General features: G+C 69.2%; 17 protein-coding genes and 1 riboswitch. Of the genes, 9 read left to right on the top strand and 8 right to left on the bottom strand.

Translation table 11 applies throughout. From position 1 onward, the window contains the following. Window positions 1–501, top strand: coding sequence for an O-acetyl-ADP-ribose deacetylase (locus ACZ5QD_RS08070; protein WP_006897829.1), 501 nt, complete (start codon window positions 1–3; stop codon window positions 499–501). Between the two features lie 34 nt (window positions 502–535). On the opposite strand, the gene ACZ5QD_RS08065 is transcribed toward ACZ5QD_RS08070, so the two are convergent. The 3 genes from ACZ5QD_RS08065 to ACZ5QD_RS08055 all read right to left on the bottom strand — a co-directional run bounded on the left by ACZ5QD_RS08065 (window position 536) and on the right by ACZ5QD_RS08055 (window position 1,696). Then, the gene (locus ACZ5QD_RS08065; protein WP_260868801.1) at window positions 536–880 is read right to left on the bottom strand and encodes a VOC family protein; all 345 of its coding nucleotides are present in this window, start codon (window positions 878–880) and stop codon (window positions 536–538) included. Between the two features lie 127 nt (window positions 881–1,007). After that, window positions 1,008–1,256, bottom strand: coding sequence for a hypothetical protein (locus ACZ5QD_RS08060; protein ID WP_464367208.1), 249 nt, complete (start codon window positions 1,254–1,256; stop codon window positions 1,008–1,010). Continuing rightward, the gene (locus ACZ5QD_RS08055; RefSeq protein WP_464367207.1) at window positions 1,253–1,696 is read right to left on the bottom strand and encodes a hypothetical protein; all 444 of its coding nucleotides are present in this window, start codon (window positions 1,694–1,696) and stop codon (window positions 1,253–1,255) included. The genes ACZ5QD_RS08060 and ACZ5QD_RS08055 overlap by 4 nt, the downstream gene beginning before the upstream one ends. A 242-nt stretch (window positions 1,697–1,938) precedes the next feature. Continuing rightward, window positions 1,939–2,116, top strand: a riboswitch (M-box (ykoK) riboswitch). A 262-nt stretch (window positions 2,117–2,378) separates the two neighbouring features. On the opposite strand from ACZ5QD_RS08055, the gene mgtA reads away from it, so the two are divergent. Beyond that, window positions 2,379–5,135 carry a magnesium-translocating P-type ATPase gene (gene mgtA / locus ACZ5QD_RS08050; protein ID WP_464367206.1) on the top strand — a complete coding sequence of 919 codons (2,757 nt, stop codon included), beginning with the start codon at window positions 2,379–2,381 and terminating at the stop codon, window positions 5,133–5,135. A 69-nt stretch (window positions 5,136–5,204) separates the two neighbouring features. Here mgtA and ACZ5QD_RS08045 read toward each other — a convergent pair whose 3' ends face one another. Continuing rightward, window positions 5,205–6,032, bottom strand: a complete 828-nt coding sequence (locus ACZ5QD_RS08045) for an alpha/beta fold hydrolase (protein ID WP_464367205.1) — start codon at window positions 6,030–6,032, stop codon at window positions 5,205–5,207. 144 nt (window positions 6,033–6,176) lie between these two features. Here ACZ5QD_RS08045 and ACZ5QD_RS08040 point away from each other — a divergent pair, with 144 nt between their 5' ends. Next, window positions 6,177–7,547 (top strand): FAD-binding oxidoreductase, encoded by a 1,371-nt coding sequence (locus ACZ5QD_RS08040; RefSeq protein ID WP_062366591.1) that lies wholly within the window; start codon window positions 6,177–6,179, stop codon window positions 7,545–7,547. A gap of 225 nt (window positions 7,548–7,772) precedes the next feature. Then, window positions 7,773–10,811 carry a hypothetical protein gene (locus tag ACZ5QD_RS08035; protein ID WP_464367204.1) on the top strand — a complete coding sequence of 1,013 codons (3,039 nt, stop codon included), beginning with the start codon at window positions 7,773–7,775 and terminating at the stop codon, window positions 10,809–10,811. Here ACZ5QD_RS08035 and ACZ5QD_RS08030 read toward each other — a convergent pair. Further along, the gene (locus tag ACZ5QD_RS08030; RefSeq protein ID WP_222111582.1) at window positions 10,801–11,550 is read right to left on the bottom strand and encodes a helix-turn-helix domain-containing protein; all 750 of its coding nucleotides are present in this window, start codon (window positions 11,548–11,550) and stop codon (window positions 10,801–10,803) included. The genes ACZ5QD_RS08035 and ACZ5QD_RS08030 overlap by 11 nt on opposite strands. Before the next feature lie 163 nt (window positions 11,551–11,713). Between ACZ5QD_RS08030 and ACZ5QD_RS08025 the strand changes: the two genes are divergently transcribed. The 5 genes from ACZ5QD_RS08025 to ACZ5QD_RS08005 all read left to right on the top strand — a co-directional run bounded on the left by ACZ5QD_RS08025 (window position 11,714) and on the right by ACZ5QD_RS08005 (window position 19,840). Then, window positions 11,714–12,718, top strand: a complete 1,005-nt coding sequence (locus tag ACZ5QD_RS08025; protein ID WP_006897821.1) for an ABC transporter substrate-binding protein — start codon at window positions 11,714–11,716, stop codon at window positions 12,716–12,718. Next, the gene (locus ACZ5QD_RS08020; RefSeq protein WP_464367203.1) at window positions 12,718–14,511 is read left to right on the top strand and encodes a siderophore-interacting protein; all 1,794 of its coding nucleotides are present in this window, start codon (window positions 12,718–12,720) and stop codon (window positions 14,509–14,511) included. The genes ACZ5QD_RS08025 and ACZ5QD_RS08020 overlap by 1 nt, the downstream gene beginning before the upstream one ends. Continuing rightward, a complete protein-coding gene (locus tag ACZ5QD_RS08015; protein WP_278124240.1) occupies window positions 14,508–15,560 on the top strand; it encodes an iron chelate uptake ABC transporter family permease subunit in 1,053 nt (350 codons plus the stop codon). Before ACZ5QD_RS08020 ends, ACZ5QD_RS08015 begins: the two co-directional genes overlap by 4 nt. Beyond that, complete coding sequence (locus ACZ5QD_RS08010) at window positions 15,557–16,585, top strand: FecCD family ABC transporter permease (protein ID WP_464367202.1); 1,029 nt, start codon at window positions 15,557–15,559, stop codon at window positions 16,583–16,585. Before ACZ5QD_RS08015 ends, ACZ5QD_RS08010 begins: the two co-directional genes overlap by 4 nt. A gap of 66 nt (window positions 16,586–16,651) precedes the next feature. After that, window positions 16,652–19,840: a BTAD domain-containing putative transcriptional regulator gene (locus ACZ5QD_RS08005; RefSeq protein WP_278124238.1), complete on the top strand. Its 3,189-nt coding sequence runs from the start codon at window positions 16,652–16,654 to the stop codon at window positions 19,838–19,840. Window positions 19,841–19,856: 16 nt separating this feature from the next. Here ACZ5QD_RS08005 and ACZ5QD_RS08000 read toward each other — a convergent pair whose 3' ends face one another. The 3 genes from ACZ5QD_RS08000 to ACZ5QD_RS07990 form a co-directional block, all read right to left on the bottom strand. Continuing rightward, complete coding sequence (locus tag ACZ5QD_RS08000; protein ID WP_278124236.1) at window positions 19,857–20,699, bottom strand: ABC transporter permease; 843 nt, start codon at window positions 20,697–20,699, stop codon at window positions 19,857–19,859. Then, window positions 20,696–21,736: an ATP-binding cassette domain-containing protein gene (locus ACZ5QD_RS07995; RefSeq protein WP_278124235.1), complete on the bottom strand. Its 1,041-nt coding sequence runs from the start codon at window positions 21,734–21,736 to the stop codon at window positions 20,696–20,698. Before ACZ5QD_RS07995 ends, ACZ5QD_RS08000 begins: the two co-directional genes overlap by 4 nt. 65 nt (window positions 21,737–21,801) lie before the next feature. Then, the gene (locus tag ACZ5QD_RS07990) at window positions 21,802–22,278 is read right to left on the bottom strand and encodes a DUF4262 domain-containing protein (protein WP_006897814.1); all 477 of its coding nucleotides are present in this window, start codon (window positions 22,276–22,278) and stop codon (window positions 21,802–21,804) included. Window positions 22,279–22,352: the final 74 nt, after the last annotated feature.

The following is a 22,352-nucleotide window of genomic DNA, read 5'->3' as shown; positions in this document are numbered from 1 at the left end:
ATGGCGAGCATCGACGTGGTGCGCGCGGACATCACCACCCTCGACGTGGACGCGATCGTCAACGCGGCCAACAACGCGATGCGGGGCGGCGGGGGTGTGGACGGCGCGATACATCGCGCCGGCGGTCCGGCGATCCTGCGTGACTGCATCGCACGGTTTCCGGACGGCCTCGCGACCGGCGATGCCGGACACACCACCGCGGGCGATCTCCCGGCGCGATGGGTGATCCACACCGTGGGGCCGAATTACGCAGCGGGACAGAGGGATCGGTCGCTGCTGGAGTCGTGCTACCGCAGGTCGCTGGAAGTGGCCGACACGCTGGGGGCGGCGACCGTCGCATTTCCGCTGATCAGTGCCGGTGTGTACGGGTGGCCCAAGGACGACGCCGCCGCGGCGGCGGTGCAGACGGTCCGTGCGACGCCGACCGGGGTGTCGTCGGTGCTGCTCGTGGCGTTCGACGGCGCGCTCGAACAACTGCTGCGCGAGGCCGTCGCGCACTGAGCATCCGCGGTTGCGGCGCTTCCGGGGTCCCGGTTCAGTGATGGTGCTGAACTATGTTCAGCACGGTTCCGTCGGGTGCACGGACGAAGAACCGGCGGACACCCCATTCTTCGGTGGTCAGCGGGTAGACGATCTCGTATCCGGCCGCCTGTGCCTCGGCGTAGGCGGCGTCGACGTCGTCGGCGTGCACAGACAGTGCCGAATCGACCGGGGCGGTCTTGTCGCGTGAGACGAGTTGGACGTGCGCGCCGGAATCGGGGTCGGTGCAGCGGGCGACCCAGCCCATGTTGAACTCTTCCTCGCGCAAGCCGAGGAAGTCGGTGTAGAACGACTTGGCGCGGTCGACGTCGTCGACCGAGATGTTGGTGCTGATCTTCATGGTGCGCACAGTCGGCTCCCTCGGTTCGGCGTCACCCTCGGCTTCGACGTTAGTACTCGCGCCCGCCGAGAAGGCGAGAGCGGACCGATCCGTGAGAATCGGTCCGCTCCGGCGGTGGGCTCCGGCGTCAGACTGTACGGAATCCCGCGCCGACGAGACCGCTGGCGTTGAGCGACCGCAGAATGTCGGTCATCTTCGTGGCCGCCATCGGCGTGTAGACCGGCAGTGCCGGATCGACGCACGCGATCGACGTGCCGGGGCCGGCCAGACGCAGCGAGCCGTTCAGCATCCCGACGACGCGTCCGCGTTCGATGATCGGCCCGCCCGAGTCGCCGGGTGCCGAACACACGTAGCTGTAGCTTCGCGAGCCGTTCACCAGCAGAGTGGGACCGCAGGTGAATCCGGTGGTGCGACCGGCCTTGCAGACATTGCTGAACGGCTGCGGATAGGCGCCGACACCGGCGATCCGGGCGTGCCCGACGGTGCGGACCGCGCGGACGCGTGCCGGATCGAGGCGGATGACGGCGACGTCCCAGCCTTGCTCTTGGTGACGATCCGGCCGATGGTGCCGGCCCGGCGGTTGCGCTCGAGGCTGACCGCGTCACCGACGTCGCCGCAGTGCCCGGCGGTGAGGCCGACCAGCCTGCCGCCGCGGTCGTGACCGACCGCGGTCACCGTGCACAGCGACCGATTGTCGATGACGATGCCGCTCCCGCCTCCGACGGTGGCGGCCGGCGCGGCGTGCGCGACCGCGGCCGGGCTCAGCGCGACGGCGGCAGCGCCGATCGCGATCACCGCTGTACGAAGTCTCTTCATTCATCCTCCCCAGAATGTGCCGATCGGGTAGTCGACCGACGCCGCGACACGGCGCAGTGCCGGTACCGAAGGCCGACGGCCTTCCCCCGCAATGGAATTGCGACGATATGCCGAATCCGGAGTCAGTCCAGCACAGCAGCGGGCCGAACTCAAAACGCGGATCTGCCGGATTCGCCGAGAACAATGCCTCCGGCGCGCCGCTCGGGTTGCGGTGTCACGTGTAGCGACGCACAATGGTCGGGCAAGCACTTCGTTAGGCGAAGCTCCTGCACGAACACAGGCCACTGATCTCACGACGTCGAGAGACGCCCAAGGTTAGGACAGGTCCTCCCGGATTAAGGGTTGACCCGAAGTGGCTTCCGTCCGCTCCCGCGGACGGACACGTCGTGCAGTGCCGAAGCTCTTACATGGAAGTCGTTCGTCGATCCATCTCCGTGGTTCCGGCCTCCTCGTGCGCGTCGTGCATGTCGAGCGAGAGGAGGTGATCGGCCGTGAGCGACGACGGAAGTAGTCGATTGCCGTACCCGCGCAGGCCGACCGGCCTCGGCTCTCGTAGCGACGGCCGCTGAGAGCGGTCCTGCCCGGGTCACCGTCCCATTCCTTTCACCGTGCACTGACGTGGAGAACCGCGCTGCATCAGGCAGCGCGGGGCTCCGTCGTGCCCGAATCACCGGGGATCCTCATGCAGAATTTCAGCACTCCATTGGACGTGCTCGGCCGTCGCGCCGAGCACTCGCACGACAGCCGGCCATCCGGCGCCGACGTGCGCCGGCAGGCCACGACCAGCACCATCGACTCCACGCGCGTGCAAGCGTTGCTCGACGCCGCCACCGGCACCGCAGACGCGGTGCTTTCCGCGCAGTCGACCTCGCTCGACGGCCTCGTCGACGAGGCGGTCGGTGCACGCCGACTCCGCTACGGCGCCAATGAACTCGATCATGACAGGCCCGCGCCGGTGGTCGTGCAATTCGCTCGCGCCTTCGTCAACCCCTTCATTGCGATCCTCGTATTCCTGGCCGTCGTGATGGTGTTCACCGATGTAGTCTTCGCCGATCCGGCCGGCGGCCGTGACTACACCGGCGTCGTCACTGTCGGTGCGATGGTCCTGGTCAGCGCGATCTTGCGGTTCTGGCAGGAGTACCGGTCGGGGAGGGCGGCCGAGAACCTCAAGGCGATGGTCCGGACGACGGCGGCGGTCACCCGGAACCGGCGGGGAGTCGCGGTGACCGAGGAACTCCCGGTCGAGCACCTGGTGCCGGGAGACATCGTCCGGCTCGCGGCGGGCGACATGATCCCGGCCGACGTGCGGCTGATCGCGGTCAACGACCTCCAGATCAACCAGGCCATGCTCACCGGCGAGGCATTGCCCGCCGAGAAGACCGCCGAACAGGTCGTCGAGGTGACGGCAGCAGACCTGCTCGATGCCCCCAACCTGGCCTTCATGGGCACTTCCGTGGTGTCGGGATCGGGCACCGCCGTCGTCCTCGGAACGGGAAGGAACAGCTATTTCGGCTCGATGTCGAAGGCTATCGTCGGTGAGCGACCGGAGACCGCCTTCGACGTCGGGATCAAGAAGGTCAGCTACACGCTGATCCGGTTCATGCTGGTGATGGTGCCGGTGGTGTTCGTGATCAACGGACTGACCAAGGATTGGACCACCGCATTCCTGTTCGGCGTCACGACCGCCGTCGGACTCACGCCGGAGATGCTTCCGCTGATCGTGACCGCGAACCTCGCCAAGGGCGCGAACTTCATGGCGCGGAGGAAGGTGATCGTCAAGGGGCTCGGCAGCATCCAGAACGTCGGCGCGATGGATGTGCTGGCCACCGACAAGACCGGAACGCTCACTGAGGACCGCATCGTTCTGGAGCGGCACGTCGACGTCACGGGGAACGACAGTGACGATCCGCTGTGGTACGCGGCGGTCAACGCGCACTTTCAGACGGGGCTGCGGAATCTGCTGGACGATGCGGTGCTCGATTCGGCCGGCTCGCGGATCGTGCGCCGCATCGAACGCGAGTACACCCTCGTCGATGAGATTCCGTTCGACTTCGAGCGCCGGCGGTTGTCGGTGGTGGTGGACGACGGACTGTCGCGCCTGATCGTCACCAAGGGGGCCGTGGAGGAACTGCTCGACAGGTGCGTCGCCGAACGTCGCGACGGGACCGAACTGCCGCTGACCGTCCAGCGCCGCACCGAACTCGACGATCTGGTAGCGGAACAGAATGCGCTCGGAATGCGCGTGCTCGCCGTCGCCGTCCGGTCGGTCGTCGCAGAACGCGGTGACCACCCCGAGGGCGGTCTCACCGAGAATGAGTACACCAAGGACGACGAGGCGAGCATGACGCTCGTCGGGTTCCTGCTGTTCCTCGACCCGCCGAAGGACTCGGCCGCGGCGGCGATCACCAGTCTGCGGCTACGCGGCGTGGCGGTGAAGGTGATCACCGGCGACAACCCGATGGTGGCGGCCACCGTCTGCCGGAAGGTCGGCGTCGACGCCCGGCGGGTGGTGAGCGGCGCCGAAATCGACGACCTGTCCCTGAAGGAGCTCGCCGAACTCGCCGAGCGCACCAGTGTGTTCGCGAAGGTGAACCCCACGCAGAAGGCGCGGATCGTCGAGGCGATGCGGACGCGGGGACACACCGTCGGGTTCCTGGGCGACGGCATCAACGATGCGCCCGCTCTGCGGACCGCGGATGTCGGAATCTCGGTGGACACGGCGGTCGACATCGCCAAGGAATCGGCCGACATCATTCTCCTGGAGAAGGACCTGACTGTTCTCGAATCGGGAGTGATCGAGGGCCGGCGGACCTTCGTGAACACCATGAAGTACATCAAGATGACGGCGTCGTCGAATTTCGGCAACATGTTCTCGGTGCTGGTCGCCAGCGCATTGCTCCCGTTCATCCCGATGATTCCGATCGTGGTGCTCGTGCAGAACCTGGCCTACGACCTCGCGATGCTCACTCTGCCGTGGGATCGCGCGGACTCGGAGGACCTGGCGCGTCCGCGCAAGTGGGAGAGCCGCGGACTGGGGAGGTTCATGGTGCGGATCGGTCCGTTGTCGTCGATCTTCGACATCACGACCTACGCGCTGATGTGGTTCGTCTTCGCGGCGAACTCACCGGTTCACGCGGCGCTGTTTCAGTCCGGCTGGTTCGTGGAGTCGATCATCTCGCAGACGCTCATCGTGCATCTGCTGCGGACCGGCCGGGTTCCGTTCGTCCAGTCCCGGGCCGGACTCCCGGTGGTGCTCGCCACTGCCGCAGTCTGCGTGTTCGGACTGGTCCTGCCTTTCACCGGCTTCGGTCAGGGCCTGGGTCTGGTGCCGCTGCCGTGGTCGTACTTCCCGTGGCTGATTGTCACGTTGGTCGGGTACTGCGTCGTGACGCAAGTGGCGAAGCGGATGTTCGTGCGCCGATACGGTGCGTGGATCTGACCGCGGCAGAAACTTTGGCTCCCGGAACGGTCTCTCACACCGTTCCGGGAGCCAAAGTTTTCACAGTTCTCAGTTCTCGATCCGGTCGAGGATGATCTCGGTCAGTTCGGCGGCGTTCTGTTCGGGGATCCAGTGGCTGGCGTGTTCGAGGATCCGGAGCCGGAAGTCGGCGTCGACGTAGTCTCCGGCCAGCTCGGCGCCGCGGCGCGCCAACGCGGTGTCGCCTGCGCCCCACACGTGAGTGGTCGGCACGGTGATGCGGCGCGCCAGAGCGCCGGGGCGGCCGAACGGAAGCGCGCGATACCAGTTCAGGCCGCCGGTCAGTGCCCCCGAGTCGATGATCTGCCGGTGGGTGTCGGCGATCATCTGATCGTCCATGCCGGTCGCGGCGAGCATGCGGTCGAAGAACTCGGGTTTCCGGGCGATCAGCAGTTCCGGCAGGCGGGGCGGTTGGAAGGCGGCCATGTACCAGGAGCGGCGGAGCTGGTCGCTCTGCAGCATCGATTTCAGGAAGGCCGCGGGATGCGGCACCGAGACGGTGGTGAGCGTGGCGACCAGGTCCGGTCGCGTGGCGGTCAGCATCCACGCCACCTGCGCTCCCCAGTCGTGGCCGACCAGATGCACCTGCCGCGCATCGGACTGGATGATGAGGGACTCGATGTCGGAGACGAGTTCGCCGATGCGGTACTCGACTCGCCTGCGCGGACGGGCGCGGGGAGAGTAGCCGCGCTGGTCCGGCGCGATGGTGCGGTAGCCCCGCTGATTCAATCGCTCCGACACTCCGGTCCACGACTGCGAGGTCTGCGGAAAGCCATGCAGCAGAACGACTGTGCCGTTGTCGGCGGTGCCCGCGTCGGCGACGTCGAAGGTGAAGCCGGCTCGCGAAAAGGTTTCCATGACTGCTCCCGAGGCAAGCCGCGGAAATTTACGTAACCGCGGGTAACGGAAAAACTCTCTCTGCCGAACGCTATGTGGTGCCCGAGGCCCGGTCAAGGGTTCGTTCACCGGTCCGCACACGCCGGTGCTGCCTATCGTGGACCCATGACTGCACCGGACCTGACGTCGTTGATCGAGTCGCTGCCCCGCGGGATGGTGATCACCGACCCCGACGTGCTGAGCGCCTATCGATACGACCGCGCCAACGACCCGGACGCGGGGACACCGGCAGCGCTGGTGCGGCCGATGACGACCGAGCACGTGCAGACGGCGGTCAGATGGGCGGCGGCCCACGACGTGCCGATCATCACCCGGGGCGCTGGGACGAGCCTGTCGGGAGGATCGACCGCGGTCGACGGCGCGTTGACGATCTCGACCGAGAAGATGCGGCAGCTCACCGTCGACACCGCGACCCGCACCGCCGTCACCCAACCGGGAATGCTGAATGCCGAGGTGAAGGCGGCCGCGGCCGAGAAGGGGCTCTGGTATCCGCCGGACCCGTCGTCGTTCGAGATCTGCAGCATCGGCGGCAACGTCGCGACCAACGCCGGTGGGCTGTGCTGCGTGAAGTACGGGGTCACCACCGATTATGTGCTGGGCCTGGAAGTGGTCCTGGCCGACGGCCGGGCGCTCCGGCTCGGCGGCAAGCAGTTGAAGGACTCCGCGGGCCTGCCACTGACCAAGCTGTTCGTCGGCAGCGAGGGCCTGCTCGGCATCGTCACCGAGGTGACACTGCGACTGCTGCCGCCACAGGCTCCGGCCTGCACCGTCGTGGGCTCGTTCGGGTCGGTCCGGGCGGCCGTCGAGGCGGTGCTGGCGGTGACGTCCCAGATCCGGCCGGCGATGCTCGAGTTCATGGACGGCGTCTCGATCAACGCCGTCGAAGACATGCTGAAGATGGGCCTCGATCGCGAGGCGGGCGCCCTGCTGGTGGCGCAGTCGGACGCGCCGGGACCCGCCGGTGCGGCGGAGGTGGCGCTGATCGAGGAGGCCTTCGGCGCCTGCGGGGCCGCCGAGGTCTTCGCCACGTCGGATCCGGTCGAGTCGGAGGCGTTCACGGCCGCGCGGCGTGCGGCGATCCCCGCGGTGGAGCGGATCGGCGCGCTGCTGCTCGAGGACGTCGGCGTGCCGCTGCCCGCCCTGCCGGATCTGATCGACGGCGTCGGCGCCATCGCAGCCGAGAACGACGTGCTGATCTCGGTGATCGCCCACGCGGGTGACGGGAACACCCATCCGCTGATCGTTCACGACCCCGCCGACGCCGAGGAGACCGCCCGCGCCAACCGCGCCTTCGGCCAGATCATGGACCTCGCCATCTCGCTCGGCGGCACCATCACCGGCGAACACGGTGTGGGCCGGCTCAAGAAGGGATGGCTTCGCGACCAGGTGGGCGACGACGTCATGGACCTGATGGAGATGATCAAGTCGGCCGTCGATCCGAAGGGGCTCTTGAACCCCGGCGTGATGCTCTCGTAGCGCCATCAGTCGACTTACGGTGAGCGTGTCCGGGAGGCGTTCGTCAAGCCCGCGTGAACATGGACACAGACCTCGAAGCGGGTTCGGGGAAAGCTCTCGGCACCGGGTAATGTCCGTCTGTCTCGGTGGCCTCCCCAATTGATCGCCACCCATTGGTGCGGCCCTGCCCCGGGGTCGGTAGACGTTGCGAAAAGGTGTGGTGAGAACGCTCGAATGACCACTTCGGTGACTGATCGTGCGACCGGATTCGAAGCCGAGCTGCGGAACGCTTTCACCGCCGACGGGCTGGTACTGGACGCGGACCTCGACGCGCGACAGTATCGATGCGCCCGCGGCCAGATCGGTGCCCTGATGGGGGAGATCCCGCCGGGGGCGTACATCGCCCTGCTGATGCGGTTCCCCGCTCTGACCCTCGCCGGGCTGGTGGGTCACGCGGCGCTGCGGACCGACCCGAAGAGCGACTACTGGCCGGACTTCTGGGACGCCATCGGCCGCGATCGGGATCCGGCGTTCGAGACAGTGGTCGGACAGCTGATCGGCGACCTGCTGCGCGAATGCGGACTCCGCGACGTGCCGTCGCTGCGCGAGAGCTCGGTGGTGCCGCTGCTGAAGCTCCACGCGGGTCCGACCGTGCCGACGGTGGACGCGCTCGTGGGGGTGATCGAGGATCATGTGGCAGCCGGGCACGAGCCCACCGGCGTCGCCGTTCTCGAACGCCTCACCGAGCAGGGCTTCGAGCACCGGCGCCGCGCCCTGCCCGCCGACTATCGCGTGCTGCTGCAGCATGCCCCCGAGGTGGCCGTCGGTCTTCTCAATCGCCTGTGCGAACTTCTGCTCGCGACGGTCGTGCATCCGGACACCTGGACGCCGGACGCGATCACTCCGGGCACCGCGGATCTCCCGCGGGCGATGCTCGAGTCGGTGCTCGACCGAGTGCGGCGCACTCCCTTCCTGAACGACGATGCCGCCGCGCGCGACCTGTGCCGCCATCGCGCGCCCGACCTCCGCTTCGACGCGATCGACGGCGAGGTGCGGATCGTGGTTCCCGCGCGGGACGACGCCGCGGTGTGGCGGGTGTGGACCGGCGACGCCCCGGAGGAACTCGCGGTCCCGGCCGGTGAGGCGATCGCACTTCCGATCGGCGTCGCGGTGCGCGAGAGCGTCCTGATCCGGCTCGACACCGGCGTGCGACGCTCGGTACCTCTGTTCGATCCCGCCGACCCGATCATCGTGTTCGCCGACGACGGCCGTCGCATCTCGCGGTTCGAGCCGCTGCCGGCGGGAGAGGTACTCGTCCTGGTGCCGCGCGACGCCGACCTGGTCTCGGGCACACGGAGGAAGATCGCCGTGACCGATTCCGTGCCCGCCCCGTGGGAGGGCTGGGAACTGCGGACCGTCGACCTGGCCGGGCACACCGAACTGACCCTGAAACGCGATGGAAGAGCCGGGCGCACGCGCCGGATCCTGCCGGTGGAGTCGCCGGCCTACGCGCTCCCGGAGCCGATCGCGGGCGTCACCACGGCCGACGGCGATCCCGTCTACGGCGAACGCCCGCTGGTGGATCTGCCCGCGCACGACGGAGACGACACCAAGGAGTGGCGGGTGCGCGTGCGGCGAGCGGGCGACCTGGACTGGCTGATCGACTATCCGTGGGCCGCTGCCGATTACGTGACCTCGGCCGACCCGTTCGACGGTCTCGAGGAACCCCTGGTGGGACGGTTCGAGATCGCCGCCGGCGACTCGTACGGACTCGATCGGCGACTGACGGTGGTGCTCGCCGAAGGGCTCGAGGTGACCCACGATCCCGTCGTCCGACTGCCGCAGGCCGACGGACTCGCGGAATCGGTGAGCGAACTCGTCGCCGAGACCGGACTCAAGATCGACGAGGGCGAACTGGCGTTCGGTCCCGGTGACACCGAACGCGTCGCGACCGTCCATGCGGGCGACGACGATCTGCCGCTGCTGATCCGTCCGCCGCACGCCGAGATCCGCTTCGAGCATCCGGGCCACCCATCGGCCTGGCAGACCTCACTGCCGACGATCGGCGTCGACGACGCCGGTGCCGGTCGTCTCACCGTCCGGGTGCCCGGCGCCGTGGACGTGTCGTTCGCGCTGCTGGACGGGGACGGCGACATCGTCCGCGAATGGGCGGCCGACTCCCGCGCGGGTACGGAGTTCACCCTCGCGGCCAGGTCGGTCGTCGACGCCGCTAAACGGCTTCTGCGGGGCAGCCTCGTCGCGTTGATCGAGGATGAGCACGGCGATTCCGAGGAGGCGGAGGTAGCCCGCGTGGCGCGCTCGGCGTCCACCTCTCAGGCGCCGGTGGCGGACTCCGCAGCCGGCGCCGACGCCCTCACCGCCGAATGGCTGCGTCTGGACACCGTCCAGGCCGCGGAGGTGGAGGCGCCCGCCCCCGACGCGGCACCGATCGAGGCGGTCGGAGCTCCGGCCGATGAGTTGTTGACCGCGGACCCCACCGCCTCGCTCATCGCCCTCGGCGACAGCCCGGTGGCGCCCTCGCGCATCCCGGCGCTGCTGATCCGGTCGGGACTGGCCGAGAGCGTGTTCACCGCACCCGAGCCGTACGACGGCGCCCACCCGAACCCGTACGTCAGCTGCCTCCTCGCGACCTCGGCCATCGTCGACCCGGCCAGTCCGCAGCGCGACGAGTTGCAGTCCTACCTGGCCACACGCGGCGGCGACGATCTGCTCCGGGTGATCGCGACCGGCCGCATGGAGGACCCGCGGACCGGTGTCTTCGACCGGAACGTGCTGGCCGTCGACGCGATGGCACGGGCGCAGGTGGAGTCGCTGTTCGAACGTTTCCGCATCGTTCCCGGCCCGCTGGTCGATCTCGACATGCGGACCGCGGCGACCATCGAGGCCTTCCATCGCCGCGCCGAGTGGATGACCGATCCGGTCAGCCTGGAGGCGCCGCGGTACGTGAACAAGACGCTGCGCGATGTACGCCGCGCCTCGCCCGAACTGTACGACCTGATCGCCGCGCGCAACGAGGCGCTCGACGGCGTCGACACGATCAGCAATCCCTGGATGCTGCTCTCGATGCAATCGCTGGCGTTCGCGGCCATCGGGCGCCTGCAGGCGTACGGCCGGCTCAAGCAGCCGGTGCTGACCGACGAGGGTCGCGCGATGTGGGCCACGCTGGCCGACTACTGTCCGGCTATGGTGGCCGCCGACCTGCTGATCGCGAATGCGGTGGCGGTGCGTTCGGACGCGCTCGACCGGGTGCGCGCTAAGAAGTGAGTCGTGTGCGGCGAACGGATCGAATCGATTCGGCGTCCACGCCGGCCTCACGCCGCAGCGCCTTCTGCAGGCCCGACGCGGTCTCGTAGCCGGCCGCGAGCGCTGCGCGGCGGACGGAGGAGCCCGCGCGCAGGCGGTCGATCGCCACGTTGAGCCGGGCGCGGACTCGCCACTGCCGGAACGGGATCCCGGTCTCTGACACGAACAGGCGCTGGACGTGCCGGACGCTCGTTCCGTGCCGGTCGGCGAGTTCGTCGAGCGGCCGTGCCGACAGCGGTGCCTCCACCGCGATCGCGGCCGCCACCGGATGTCGCGGCATCGGCAGGGCGAAGTACGGGCCGCTCAATCCGGCCAGGACCTCCTCGATCGCCTCGCGGAACACCGCGACCTGTTCTGCGGTCGAGGGCGCTGCCCCGAGCACACCGGTCATCACGGCGGTGAGAGCGGGCACCGAGCCGAGCCGATGCACCGGCTCGGGTGGGGTGGTCGTCGGCGACAGCAGCGGGCCCAGGACCAGACTGCCGGGGGAGTAGCGCGCCGAATGCGGAAGGTCGGCCGCCAGCCACACGGCCTCCTGGTCCCCGAGCAATACCTGCTCACCGGCGACGTCGAGTGTCGCCGAACCGGCCGCGACGTAGATGAGGTGCGGGAGGTGGTGGCTGTGCGTTCCGTGCCCCAGGAACTTCGGAGCGGCGTCGGGGACCAGGGTCGCGAGGCGGCTCGGTACGCGTTCGGCCATCGTTCACACCTCTCATCGTGTCGGCGACCGGCATGTCAGGTTGGTCGGCAGATCGTGTCACGTCCGGACCGAATCCGGTCGTTCGGTCCATTAGCTTAGTCTTGCCTAATAAGATGTGCGCGCTGGGCCGTCTCCCGCGCGCCGAACCGAGATGGTGGAAGTGATGCTCAGATCTCGTGCACTGCCTGCGACGATGCTGGCCGTGGTCGCCGTGCTGACCCTGGCGCTCGGGGGCTGTTCGACGTCCGGGGGCGATGCGTCTGGACAGACTCGTGCGGTCAAGACGTCCCAGGGCGAGGTGGACGTCCCGGTGGCACCGAAGCGGGTGGTGCTGCTCAACTACGCCCTGGCCGGCTATCTCTTCGATATGGACGTCCCGGTGGTTGCGACGACCCCCGAGGTGACCGACGGCAAGCACGAGTTCAACGCCGCGTGGGCCGAGAAGGCGCAGAAGGCGGGCACGACCTTCCTCCCCTGGAGCAACGACGGATTCGACATGGAGTCGATCCTGGAGGCCGAACCCGATCTCATCGTCGCAGGTGGTCTCGGATTTCCGCTCAAGCACGCCACCGCGGCGTACCCGGAACTCAGCAAGATCGCGCCGACCGTCGTGGTGAGCGGGGATCTGACCGAGTGGCGCGACCAATACGAGTTCCTCGCCGACGACGTCTTCAACCGGCCGGAGAAGTTCGCCGAGGCCTCGGCGGCCTACGACAAGCGAGTCGCCGAAGTCCGCGACGAGATCACCGTCCCCGAGGGTGAGATCACCTTCCTGTCGCTCACCGCGGCGGGAGACGTGTACGTGCCCATCGAGACGCGCGGGCTGCCCGCCGAGTTCGCGAAGCTCGGCTTCCGTCCCGCACCGCTGTTCGCGACGGGCCGGTTCCAGCCGTACACCCCGGGCGGCGACAGCTTCGCGCTCTCGACCGAACAGGTGGGCCAGTGGATCAATCAGGACACGGTGTTCGTCCTGGGCTTCAACGCCGACGTCACCTCCGTCGCCGAACTCGCCAAGCAGCCGATCTACGCGGCACTGCCGGCCTTCCAGAAGAAGCAGGCACACGACCTTCCGTACTGGGTGCAACGCAGCGACTACCACGAGGCGATGGCGATGCTCGACATCGTCGAGGGCATGTTCGGCGGAGCGGGTCCGGGACAGGAGCACTGATGACTCAGTCGCGGCTCACACCGCTGCCGATCATCCTGCGACGGCTGGTCGTGGAGTCCAACGAGCTCGTCAACCCGCGGCTGCGGCGCGTGCGGCTCGGCGGCGAGGAACTGGGGGCCTTCGAGCGTGACGGTGTCCTCTTTCCGGCCTTCGCCAGCCCCGGGTTCGACGACCATGTGAAGCTGATCTTCGCACCGGGCGGCGACATCGCCGACGCGCTGCCGGTGCAGCGCGCGCACGGTATCGAGTGGACGGCGTCGCCGGTGCGCGAGTCGCGCGACTACACGCCGGTCGAGGTGGACGCGGACGCGGGCACCATCGCATTCGATTTCGTCGTTCACAGCGATTCGGGGGACCGATCGGCGGCGGGGCCCGCCGAGGCCTGGGCGGCCGCCGCGCGACCCGGTGACGACCTGTGGATCGTGGGGCCCAAGTCGTCCACGGTGGTGCCGCCGAATGCGACATGGACGCTGATGGTCGCAGACGAGACCGGTTTGCCCGCAGTACGCCGATTCCTCACGGAACGACCGGTGCCGGGGCCGGTCCGAGCCGTCCTCGCCGTCGCCGACCCCGTCGCACAGCAGGTCCTTCCCGTCGGCCCGGACGACGAGATCACCTGGGTGTGCGCTGAACCGGGCGATGGCGCCGCCCTGGCCGACGCCGTCGCGGGGATCGTGCCGCTCGACGGTGCCCCCTACATCTGGGGTGCCGGGGAGAGCCGCAGCCTGCTGCCGATCCGCAAGTACGTCAAGCGAGAGCTCGCGGTGCCCAAACGGGACGTCGACATCACCGGATACTGGCATCTGCGCGAGCTCGTCCCGGAGCAGGCCGCCGCGGACGACGGCGCGCCGACCGCCGGACCGGCGGTTGTGGAATCGCCGGTGACCTGGTTCGCGGTCCGAGCGGCCCTGCGACTGGGACTCATCGAGGCGGTGGACGCCGGTCGCATCGGTCGCGCAGGGCTCGCGCGACGTCTCGGCATTCCGGATGAGCGGCTCGCTCCGCTCGTCGACCTGCTCATCGCGTGTCGGGTGCTGAGCGCCGACGGGACGGCGCTGACAGTCGGGGAGAGAGGCGACGTTCTCCTCACCGACGATCATGCGCGCGAGCAGTTCGACGGCGTACGCGCCGAGCAGATCCTGGCGCTGACCGAGCTGGCTGAGTGTCTGCCGGCGGCTGGGCCGGCGTGGCGCCGCCGCACCGGCACGAGTTTCGCTCGGTTCGCCGCGTCAGACGCGGCTGTGTACGCCGAACTCATCGAGGACGCCGAGCGCCTGCAGTTCCTGATCCCCGCGCTTGCGGCGCTGTCCGCGCTGTGGACCGGATCGCCTGTTTTCTTCGGGCCCGGCGCCGTCACCCTCGCGCAGGGATTGCGGGCGGCGGGCGCGATCGGACCCGGTGCGGTGCCCACCGTCGTCGCTCAGGGCGCGCCACGCGCCGCCCTCGAGGAGGCCGCGGGTGCCGGGGACATCCTGTTCGCCGACGACTGGCCGAGGGCTCAGACGGCGATTGCGGCGTGCGCGCTGGCGCACTGCGAGGACGAGGAGGCGGTGGCGCTGCTAGCGGCTCCGCGGCCCGCGGTGCGCAGGCTGGTGATCGTCGAATCCACTTCTCCGGACGCGCTGAGTCCGCGCGTCGCCGAGGACGCAGTTCTCTCGCTGGCCCTCGTCGGACGAGCACCGCGCGACCGCGAGCAACTCGGTCGCCTCGCGCGCGATGCGGGCTGGCGGGTCGTCGACGAGGCCGCGCTGGGGTGGGGAGTCTCTGCGCTCGTGTGTGAGCCCGCGGAGTGAACAGCGGCACCGAGACGGCCGTGCGGCCGGATCAGGGCCGGCGGCAACCCGCGGAGCACCGGATCGGCGGACGCATGGCGGCGCTGATCGCAGTGGCCGCCGTGCTGGTCTTCATCTGCGGTCTCAGTCTCGCCGTCGGTTCAGCGGCACTGCCGCTCTCGACCGTGTGGGCAGCGCTGACCGACCGCGATCAGTCCATCGACCACATCACCGTCATGGACGTGCGCCTGCCGCGCACACTGCTCGGACTGCTCGTCGGAGCGGCGCTGGGAGTGGCGGGCGCATTGATGCAGGCAGTCGGCCGTAACCCGCTCGCCGATCCCGGGATTCTCGGCGTCAACGCCGGCGCGGGCCTCGCGGTCGCCGTCGGCGTGGCGTACCTGGGATTGACGACCATCTCCGAGTTCGTGTGGCTCGGCATGGTCGGCGCCGTGGTGGCGGCGGTTCTGGTGGCCGCGATCGCCGCGCGCGGTCCCGGCGGAGCCACGCCACTGCGGCTGACGCTCGTCGGGGTCGCGTTGACCGCGGTCCTCAACGGACTGAGTCTGAGCCTCTCGCTGGTGAATCCCAGCCGCTTCGAGCGCATGCGGTTCTGGGGTGTCGGCAGTATCACCGACCGGCCGCCGGGCACGGTGGAGTTCGTCGCGCCGTTCATCGTCGCCGGGCTCGTCCTTGCCCTCGCTGCGTCACGTTCGCTGAACGTGCTGGCTCTCGGCGATGACGTGGCGCGGTCGGTCGGCGCCCGGCTCGGGCTCACGCGGGCCGCGGCGGTGGTCTCGCTGGTCCTCCTGTGCGGCGCGGCCACGGCGGCGGCCGGACCGATCGCGTTCGTCGGACTCATGGTGCCGCATGCGGTCCGGATGCTGGTCGGTGCCGACCAACGGTGGGTGATCGCATTCTCTGCGCTGGCGGGGCCGGTGCTCGTGCTGGCGGCGGACCTGTTCGGCCGAGTGGTGGTGCGGCCTGAAGAACTGGAGGTCGGGATCGTCACGCCCCTGTTCGGCGCACCGGTTCTGATCTGGCTCGTCCGACGGACGCGACGTCTATGAGCGCGCACCGGACGGTGGAGGTGCTCGCCGGGCCGATCGGTCTGCGCGTGACCCGGCGCGCCGTCGTGGTCAACTCGGCACTTCTGATCCTCATCGGGGCCCTGCTGGTCGGTGCCCTGGTTCTCGGGCGCAGCGGCCTCGGCTTCGACGACCTGCTCGCGCTCATGCGCGGCGAGGGGTCGAGGAAGCAGGAACTCGTGTTCTCCTGGCGGGCGCCGAGAGCTCTGGCGTCGGTTCTCTTCGGCGCCTGTCTGGGGATCAGCGGCGCGATGTTCCAGGCCATCACCCGCAACGCGCTCGGCAGTCCGGATGTGATCGGCATCAACTCAGGTGCCTACACCGGAGTGATCGTGGTGTTGATGGCCGGCGGCTCCGGATATGCGGCCACCGCGGCCGGGGCGGTCGTCGGATGCACACTGGCCGCACTGACAGTCTTCGTCCTCGCGTACAGGCAGGGAATGGCCGGATTCCGGTTGATCGTGGTCGGCATCGCCGTCAGTGCAGTGCTCATCTCGGTCAATCACTGGTTCAGCGTGCGCGCCGACCTCGACGAGGCGCTGCAGGCGGCGATCTGGGGTGCGGGAAGTCTGGGCGGGATCACGTGGACTCCGCTCGTTGCGACACTGTGCGCGTTCGCGCTCATGCTTCCGGTTCTGCCGGTGATCGCGCACCGCATGCGGGAACTGGAACTGGGTGACGACGTGGCCGCCGCGCAGGGAGTGGATGTCGAACGCACCAAGCTCCTGATGGTCGTGGTCGGGGTGTTCAGCACCGCGATCGTCACTGCGGTCGCCGGGCCGATCGCCTTCATCGCACTCGCCGCTCCGCAGATCGCGCGCCGGCTGTGCCGCGCACCGTCGCTCAGTCTGACCGGATCGGCGCTGGTCGGCGCCGTGGTGCTCGCGGCATCCGATCTGATCGCGCAGTATCTGCTCGCCGGCGCGCGTCCGCCGGTCGGCGTGGTCACCGTCACCGTCGGCGGCTTGTACCTCATCTGGCTGCTGCTGCGCGAGTCGGCGCGCTGAGACGGTGACTGCGCTGAGACGGTGAGTGCGATGATCGTGTCGAGGTCTTCTCGGTACGCTGACCGAGTGCCTGACGACGACCGCGCCGGGAGCGCGCCGACCGTGATCGGTGTGCTCGGACCGGTGACGATCGACGGCCGTGAGGTGCCCGGCCAACGTGCCCGGCGGTTGCTCGTGGCCCTGACGCTGGCCGAGGGCCGAGCGGTGCCGGCCGCCCGCCTGATCGACGAGGTGTGGGGCGATCAGCCGCCCAAATCGCCGGGTCCGGCTCTGCACACGCAGGTCTCCCGCCTGCGCGGGCTGCTCGGCGGCGCGAGTCTGGACGGCACCGGAAGCCGGTACCGGCTCACCGGCGTGGTCACCGATCTGGAGCGGGCCCGGCGACTGGCCGCGGCCGGTCGGCCGGATGCCGCGCTCGCTCTCTGGCGCGGCACGCCCGGCGACGACCTCGGTGGGGGCGACCTCGCGCGCGAACTCGCCGACCTGGCCGACGGGGTGCGCCGGCGGATCGACGAGGCGGCGGCGGAGGCCGCACTCGCGACCGGTGACTACGCCGTCGCCGAAGAACTCGCCAGAGAACGGGTGAACGCCGATCGTCTCGACGAACCCGGCTATCTGCTGCTGATGCGCGCGCTGGCCGGCCGCGGCCGCCGGAACGAGGCGCTCGCGGTGTTCGCCCGGCTTCGGCGCACCCTGGCCGAAGAACTGGGCGTCGACCCCGGACCGGAGGCGACGGCGCTGAACGCGGACCTGCTGGCCGCGCAGCCGCCGACCGTGGCCGTGCCGCGGCGCAGGCCGACCGGCGCGCGGGTGGGACTGCGCGAGGACGGCAACGTGCTGATCGGGCGGGCCGACGACCTCGCCGCGCTGGAGAGCCTGCTGTCCGATCGGAGGGTGGTGACCGTGCAGGGGCCGGGCGGCGTCGGGAAGACGAGGATCGCCAATGCGGTCGGCCGTCGCCTGAGCGAGCGCGGGACCGCCGTGTACTTCGTCCCGCTCGCCGCCGTCCGCAACGGTGACGACGTGGTCGCGGCGGTGGCCGCGACCCTCGGCGTCGGTGAGTCGGAGCTCGGCAGCAATGCCCGGCCGCGCGTCGTGTCCGGCAGCTTGTCGGACCGGTTGACCGACGCGCTGCGCGGTGGTGAGTCGGTCCTGATCCTGGACAACTGTGAGCAGGTGATCGACGCGTGCGCGGCACTGGTCGACTCGCTGGTCGCCGCGGAGCCGGGTGTGCGTGTGCTCACCACGAGCCGGTCTCCGCTGCTGATTCCGGCCGAGCAGGTGTATCAGCTCCCCGTGCTCGGCGTCGCCGGCGATCGTTCTCCGGCCGCCGAACTGTTCGCCCTGCGCGCTCGTGCGGTACGCCCCGACGTGGAGCTCGAACCGTCGACCGTCGCGGCCCTCTGCGAACATCTCGACGGGCTGCCGCTCGCGATCGAGCTCGCCGCGGCGCGTGTGCGGACCATGAGCGTGGAGGACATCGCCGAGCGCATCGCTGAACGGTTCGAGCTGCTCCGCTCCACCGACCGGACGGCACCCGACCGCCACCGCACGCTGTATGCCGTCATCGACTGGAGCTGGGAACTGCTGGACCCGGGCGCCCGTGCGGCTCTGGCGCGGCTGTGCCTGTTCCCCGGCGGATTCTCACGCGAGGCCGCGGCAGTGGTCACCGGGACCAGCGGCATCGCGCTCGACGACGCATTGGCCTCGCTCGCCGACCAGTCACTTCTGCAGGTGGACGACGCCGGCGGTCGTGCCCGGTTCCGGATGCTCGAGATGGTCCGTGAGTTCGGCGAGCAGCGACTCACCGAGACGGGAGCGACGGGCGAGGTGGTCGACGCGATGCAGCGGTGGGCCCGCGAGCTCTGCCGCGACATCCGCGCCCGATACGACGTCGAGGCCGATCGCGACCTGGCGGCCGAAGTGGACCGCGAGGCCGACAATCTCGTCTGGGTGCTGCGGCGGGCCGTGGAACTCGGCGCGCCCGCGTGGCCGACGATCGTCACGGTGTTCCCGGTGCTGAGCGCATTCTGGTCGAGCCGCGGGCTGCATCAGGAGGTGCAGTCGTGGGGTGAGCGGATCGTCGACGCGTTGCCCGTGCCGCCGTCCGATCTCGACGACGCCGAGCGCGAAGCGTGGCAGGTGACGCTGATCGCCGCGGCCCTGCACTTCATTCCGCGCCGGCGTCAGCGGTCGACGGCCCGAGTCCGCACTCGGCTGCGTCGGCTGCATCGCCCGGAGCACACATTCGACGATCCCGCGGAGTTCCTCTCGGCGCTGCTGATGAGCCGCACCATGATCGAGGTGTACCGGACGATCGTGCGCGGCTCTGCTCCCGGCCACGCGGCGGTGGTGCGCGCCATCGCCCTGACCCTGCTGCTCAATATGAAGGAGAACGGCGGAGACCTGGTCGGTGCGCTGCGGATCAGCGCTCAGCTCACGGAGTTCCCCGCTCGGCCGGACTCGTTCGCCGCGGCGATGGTGGACATGAGCACTGCGAGTCTCTACAGCCAGCAGGGTCTGTGGCGCGAGGGTCTGCGCCTGTACGAAGGCAGTCTCAGACGCTTCCGCGAACTCGGAGCCCAGGACGACGCCCAGCAGGTGGGCGCGTACGTCGTCGCGGCGTTACTGCAGCTCGGGGAGTTCGATCGGGCGCGCGGGCAACTCGACGCCATCGCGCACGGCTGGGAGCCGGGCGCCCCGACGCCGCAGGGCGACCCCGAGGCCGTCGCGGTGATGATGCTCGCGACTGCCGAGTACCGGCGGATGACGGGCGACCGATCGCGGTCGGCATATGAGGAGGCGGGTGATGTGCTACTCGCGGGGCACCCGCTGGCCACCCGCGATCCCGGTGCGGTGATGACGCTCAGCGCGGTGGCCGCGGGATTGATAGAGATCGGAGCCTGCGAGGCCGCAGAACGCTACGTCGCGCCCCTCGCGGACTCGCTCGGCGCCACCATCGCCGAACTCGGATGGTACGACCTTCCACAGACAGGAAACGTGGCGCTGGTGAGCGGCGCACTGCTGTGCGCACTGCGGCCCGGCGACGAACGCGGGGTGGCACTGCTGGTGCTCGCCGAGCGGCTGCACGCGCGACGCGACTATCCCGCGATGCAGGAGTTGATGGAACGCCGGCGCGAGGTGTCGGGCGCCGCCGACGAGGTGTGGGATCGTGCCCGGGCGCGATTCGGCGGTCTGGGACGCCAAGCGGCCCTCGCCGAGACCGTGAAGATCCTCGGCGAGGGCCGCGACTGACGGCTGTTCGATCGGCTCAGCGCGCGTTGCGGATGTATGCCCGCACGGCCAGCGGGGCGAACACCGCGGTGATGACCGCGGCACCGATCAGGCTCCACAGCACATGCGAACCGACGTGCCCGTCGTTGCACATCTCGCGGACCGCCGTCACCAGGTGGCTCACTGGATTGACGTTGACGAATCCCTGCAGCCAGCCCGGCATGGTCTCCACCGGCACGAACGCGTTCGACATGAAGGTCAGCGGGAACATGATCAGCATCGACACGCCCTGCACGGCCGACGCCTTCTTCACGAGGCAGCCCATCAAGGCGAAGATCCACGACACCGCGAAGCTGCACACCAGAACCAGCAGGGTGGAGCCGAGGACGCCCAGGGCGTCGGGTCGCCAGCCCATCGCGATGCCTACCGCGAACGTGATGACGGTGGCGATGAGATACCGGACGACGTCGGCGAGCAGTGCGCCGGCGAGGGGACTGATCCGCGCGATCGGCAGCGATCGGAAGCGGTCGAAGACGCCCTTGTTCATGTCTTCGCGGAGCTGCGTGCCGGTGACGATCGACGTCACGATCACAGTCTGCACCAGGATTCCCGGAATGATGACCGGGAGGTAGCTCTTGGTGTCGCCGCTGATCGCGCCGCCGAAGATGTAGGTGAACATCAACGTGAAGATGATCGGTTGCAGCACCACGTCGAAGAACTGCTCCGGATTGCGGAGCATCTTGATGATGCTGCGGCGGGCCAGGGAGAACGACTGGCTCACGGTCTCGCCGAAGCCGATGGAGCGCTTCGCCTGCGTCCGGACCTGTTCGATGCTGATCGCGGTCCGGGGAGAGGGAGGGGTCAGGGTGGTGGTGGTCATCGGAGTGCCTCCTCGGCGTCGGTTTCGGTGCGCGGGTCGGACTCATCGGATTCGGAGTGCCCGGTGATCGTGAGAAAGACCTCGTCGAGGGTGGGCTTGGAGACGGTGATCTCGTCGATCTCGATCTGCTCGTCGCGCAGGGCGAGCAGGACGTCGGGCACGCGGTCGGGATGGTGCAGTGCCACGGTGATGCGACCGGCCTCGGGGCTGAGGGTCGCGGACTCGCCGAGGACCTGCTCGGCGAGTCGGGCCACGTGCGCGGCGTCGTCACGATCGGCCGGCGTGAGCATCAGGGTGCTCGAGCCGATGGACTGCTTGAGTTCGTCCGCGGTTCCGTCGGCGATCACCAGACCGCGGTCGATCACGGCGATCCGATCGGCGAGCTGATCGGCCTCGTCGAGGTACTGCGTGGTGAGCAGGACCGTTGAACCCTGTGCGACGAGCTTGCGGATGGTCTCCCACATCTGCGCGCGCGTGCGCGGATCCAGTCCGGTGGTCGGCTCGTCCAGGAACAGCAGCGGTGGCGTGTCGATCAGGGACGCCGCGAGGTCCAGACGCCGGCGCATGCCGCCGGAGAAGTCGCTCAGCGGACGGTTCGCGGCCTCCTCCAGTGAGAAGTCGGCGAGCAGTTCCTCGGCACGGCTGCGCGCCTGAGCCTTCGACTTGCCGAGAAGCCGGGCGAACAGCGTGAGGTTCTGCGCTGCGGTCAGGTCTTCGTCGACCGACGCGTATTGACCGGTGACGCCGATCAGCGACCGCACCGCGACCGGATCCTCGACCACGTCGTAGCCGAAGATCCGGCCGTATCCGGCGTCGGGCTTCAGGAGGGTCGCCAGCATGCTGACGGTGGTGGTCTTGCCCGCACCGTTGGGACCGAGGACCCCATAGACCGTGCCTGCGGGCACCGCGAGGTCGACGCCGTTGACGGCTTTCGTCGACCCGAAGTGCTTGACCAGACCTCGGGCGTCGATGGCGAGATCGGAGTCACGCCCGGTTGAAGCGCTCGACCGGGGGAGCGTTGAGGAGTATGTGTTCATGCCGGAAACCATGCGCCCGTGCGCTTTCACGGCGCTGTCGTCGGCTTACACCGGCCGCGCGCCGCTTACGCGGCCTCCGATTCGGGCACGCCGAGCAGCGGTTGCACCCGTGCCGGGATGGAGTACCCGGACTGCCACGGGTACCGGCCGTCGTCGTCGGGCCAGACGAGTTGTATCGCATCGAACCGGGCGCCGTAGACGACCCGCGTGAGCCGCAGAGCTCCGGCGTCGATGACGTCGATCGCACGGAACCGGACCGGGCGGCGCAACCGCGCGGGTACGTCGGACCCCGGGCCGAAGCCAGGGTCGGCGACCACCGCCCGTGCCGCGTGGTCGAGCAGGATCCCGGCGAGATCCGGCGGGAGCCCGGTCATCACCAGTTCCGGGCGTCCGTGCTCGGTCAGCCCGGTGGTGTAGGTCAGGGGCGGGTTGGCGGCGTCACCGAGCACGCCGGTCACCGACCAGCGTCCCTCCGCGATGAGCGCGAGGGCGTCGCCGACCAGATCGTCCGCGCCGTCGCACCGTGGGTCGAACTCACACATGACATCCTCCTGACCGATTCGATCATTTGTTCGATTGGTGGTGTCACTGTACGACGCGGGTCCGACAGAAGTCG

This window comes from Gordonia sp. J1A, assembly GCF_055393515.1.
The sequence above is the reverse complement of the archived record's forward strand: the minus strand, read 5'-3'. Positions and strand labels throughout refer to the sequence as shown.

What these genes read in the sequence shown, in the direction of transcription:
- ACZ5QD_RS08070 (WP_006897829.1), top strand. Translation starts at nt 1, where the DNA reads ATGGCGAGCATCGACGTGGTGCGCGCGGACATCACCACCCTCGACGTG.
- ACZ5QD_RS08065 (WP_260868801.1), bottom strand. Translation starts at nt 880, where the DNA reads ATGAAGATCAGCACCAACATCTCGGTCGACGACGTCGACCGCGCCAAG.
- ACZ5QD_RS08055 (WP_464367207.1), bottom strand. Translation starts at nt 1,696, where the DNA reads ATGAAGAGACTTCGTACAGCGGTGATCGCGATCGGCGCTGCCGCCGTC.
- mgtA (WP_464367206.1), top strand. Translation starts at nt 2,379, where the DNA reads ATGCAGAATTTCAGCACTCCATTGGACGTGCTCGGCCGTCGCGCCGAG.
- ACZ5QD_RS08045 (WP_464367205.1), bottom strand. Translation starts at nt 6,032, where the DNA reads ATGGAAACCTTTTCGCGAGCCGGCTTCACCTTCGACGTCGCCGACGCG.
- ACZ5QD_RS08040 (WP_062366591.1), top strand. Translation starts at nt 6,177, where the DNA reads ATGACTGCACCGGACCTGACGTCGTTGATCGAGTCGCTGCCCCGCGGG.
- ACZ5QD_RS08030 (WP_222111582.1), bottom strand. Translation starts at nt 11,550, where the DNA reads ATGGCCGAACGCGTACCGAGCCGCCTCGCGACCCTGGTCCCCGACGCC.
- ACZ5QD_RS08025 (WP_006897821.1), top strand. Translation starts at nt 11,714, where the DNA reads ATGCTCAGATCTCGTGCACTGCCTGCGACGATGCTGGCCGTGGTCGCC.
- ACZ5QD_RS08020 (WP_464367203.1), top strand. Translation starts at nt 12,718, where the DNA reads ATGACTCAGTCGCGGCTCACACCGCTGCCGATCATCCTGCGACGGCTG.
- ACZ5QD_RS08010 (WP_464367202.1), top strand. Translation starts at nt 15,557, where the DNA reads ATGAGCGCGCACCGGACGGTGGAGGTGCTCGCCGGGCCGATCGGTCTG.
- ACZ5QD_RS08000 (WP_278124236.1), bottom strand. Translation starts at nt 20,699, where the DNA reads ATGACCACCACCACCCTGACCCCTCCCTCTCCCCGGACCGCGATCAGC.
- ACZ5QD_RS07995 (WP_278124235.1), bottom strand. Translation starts at nt 21,736, where the DNA reads ATGAACACATACTCCTCAACGCTCCCCCGGTCGAGCGCTTCAACCGGG.
- ACZ5QD_RS07990 (WP_006897814.1), bottom strand. Translation starts at nt 22,278, where the DNA reads ATGTGTGAGTTCGACCCACGGTGCGACGGCGCGGACGATCTGGTCGGC.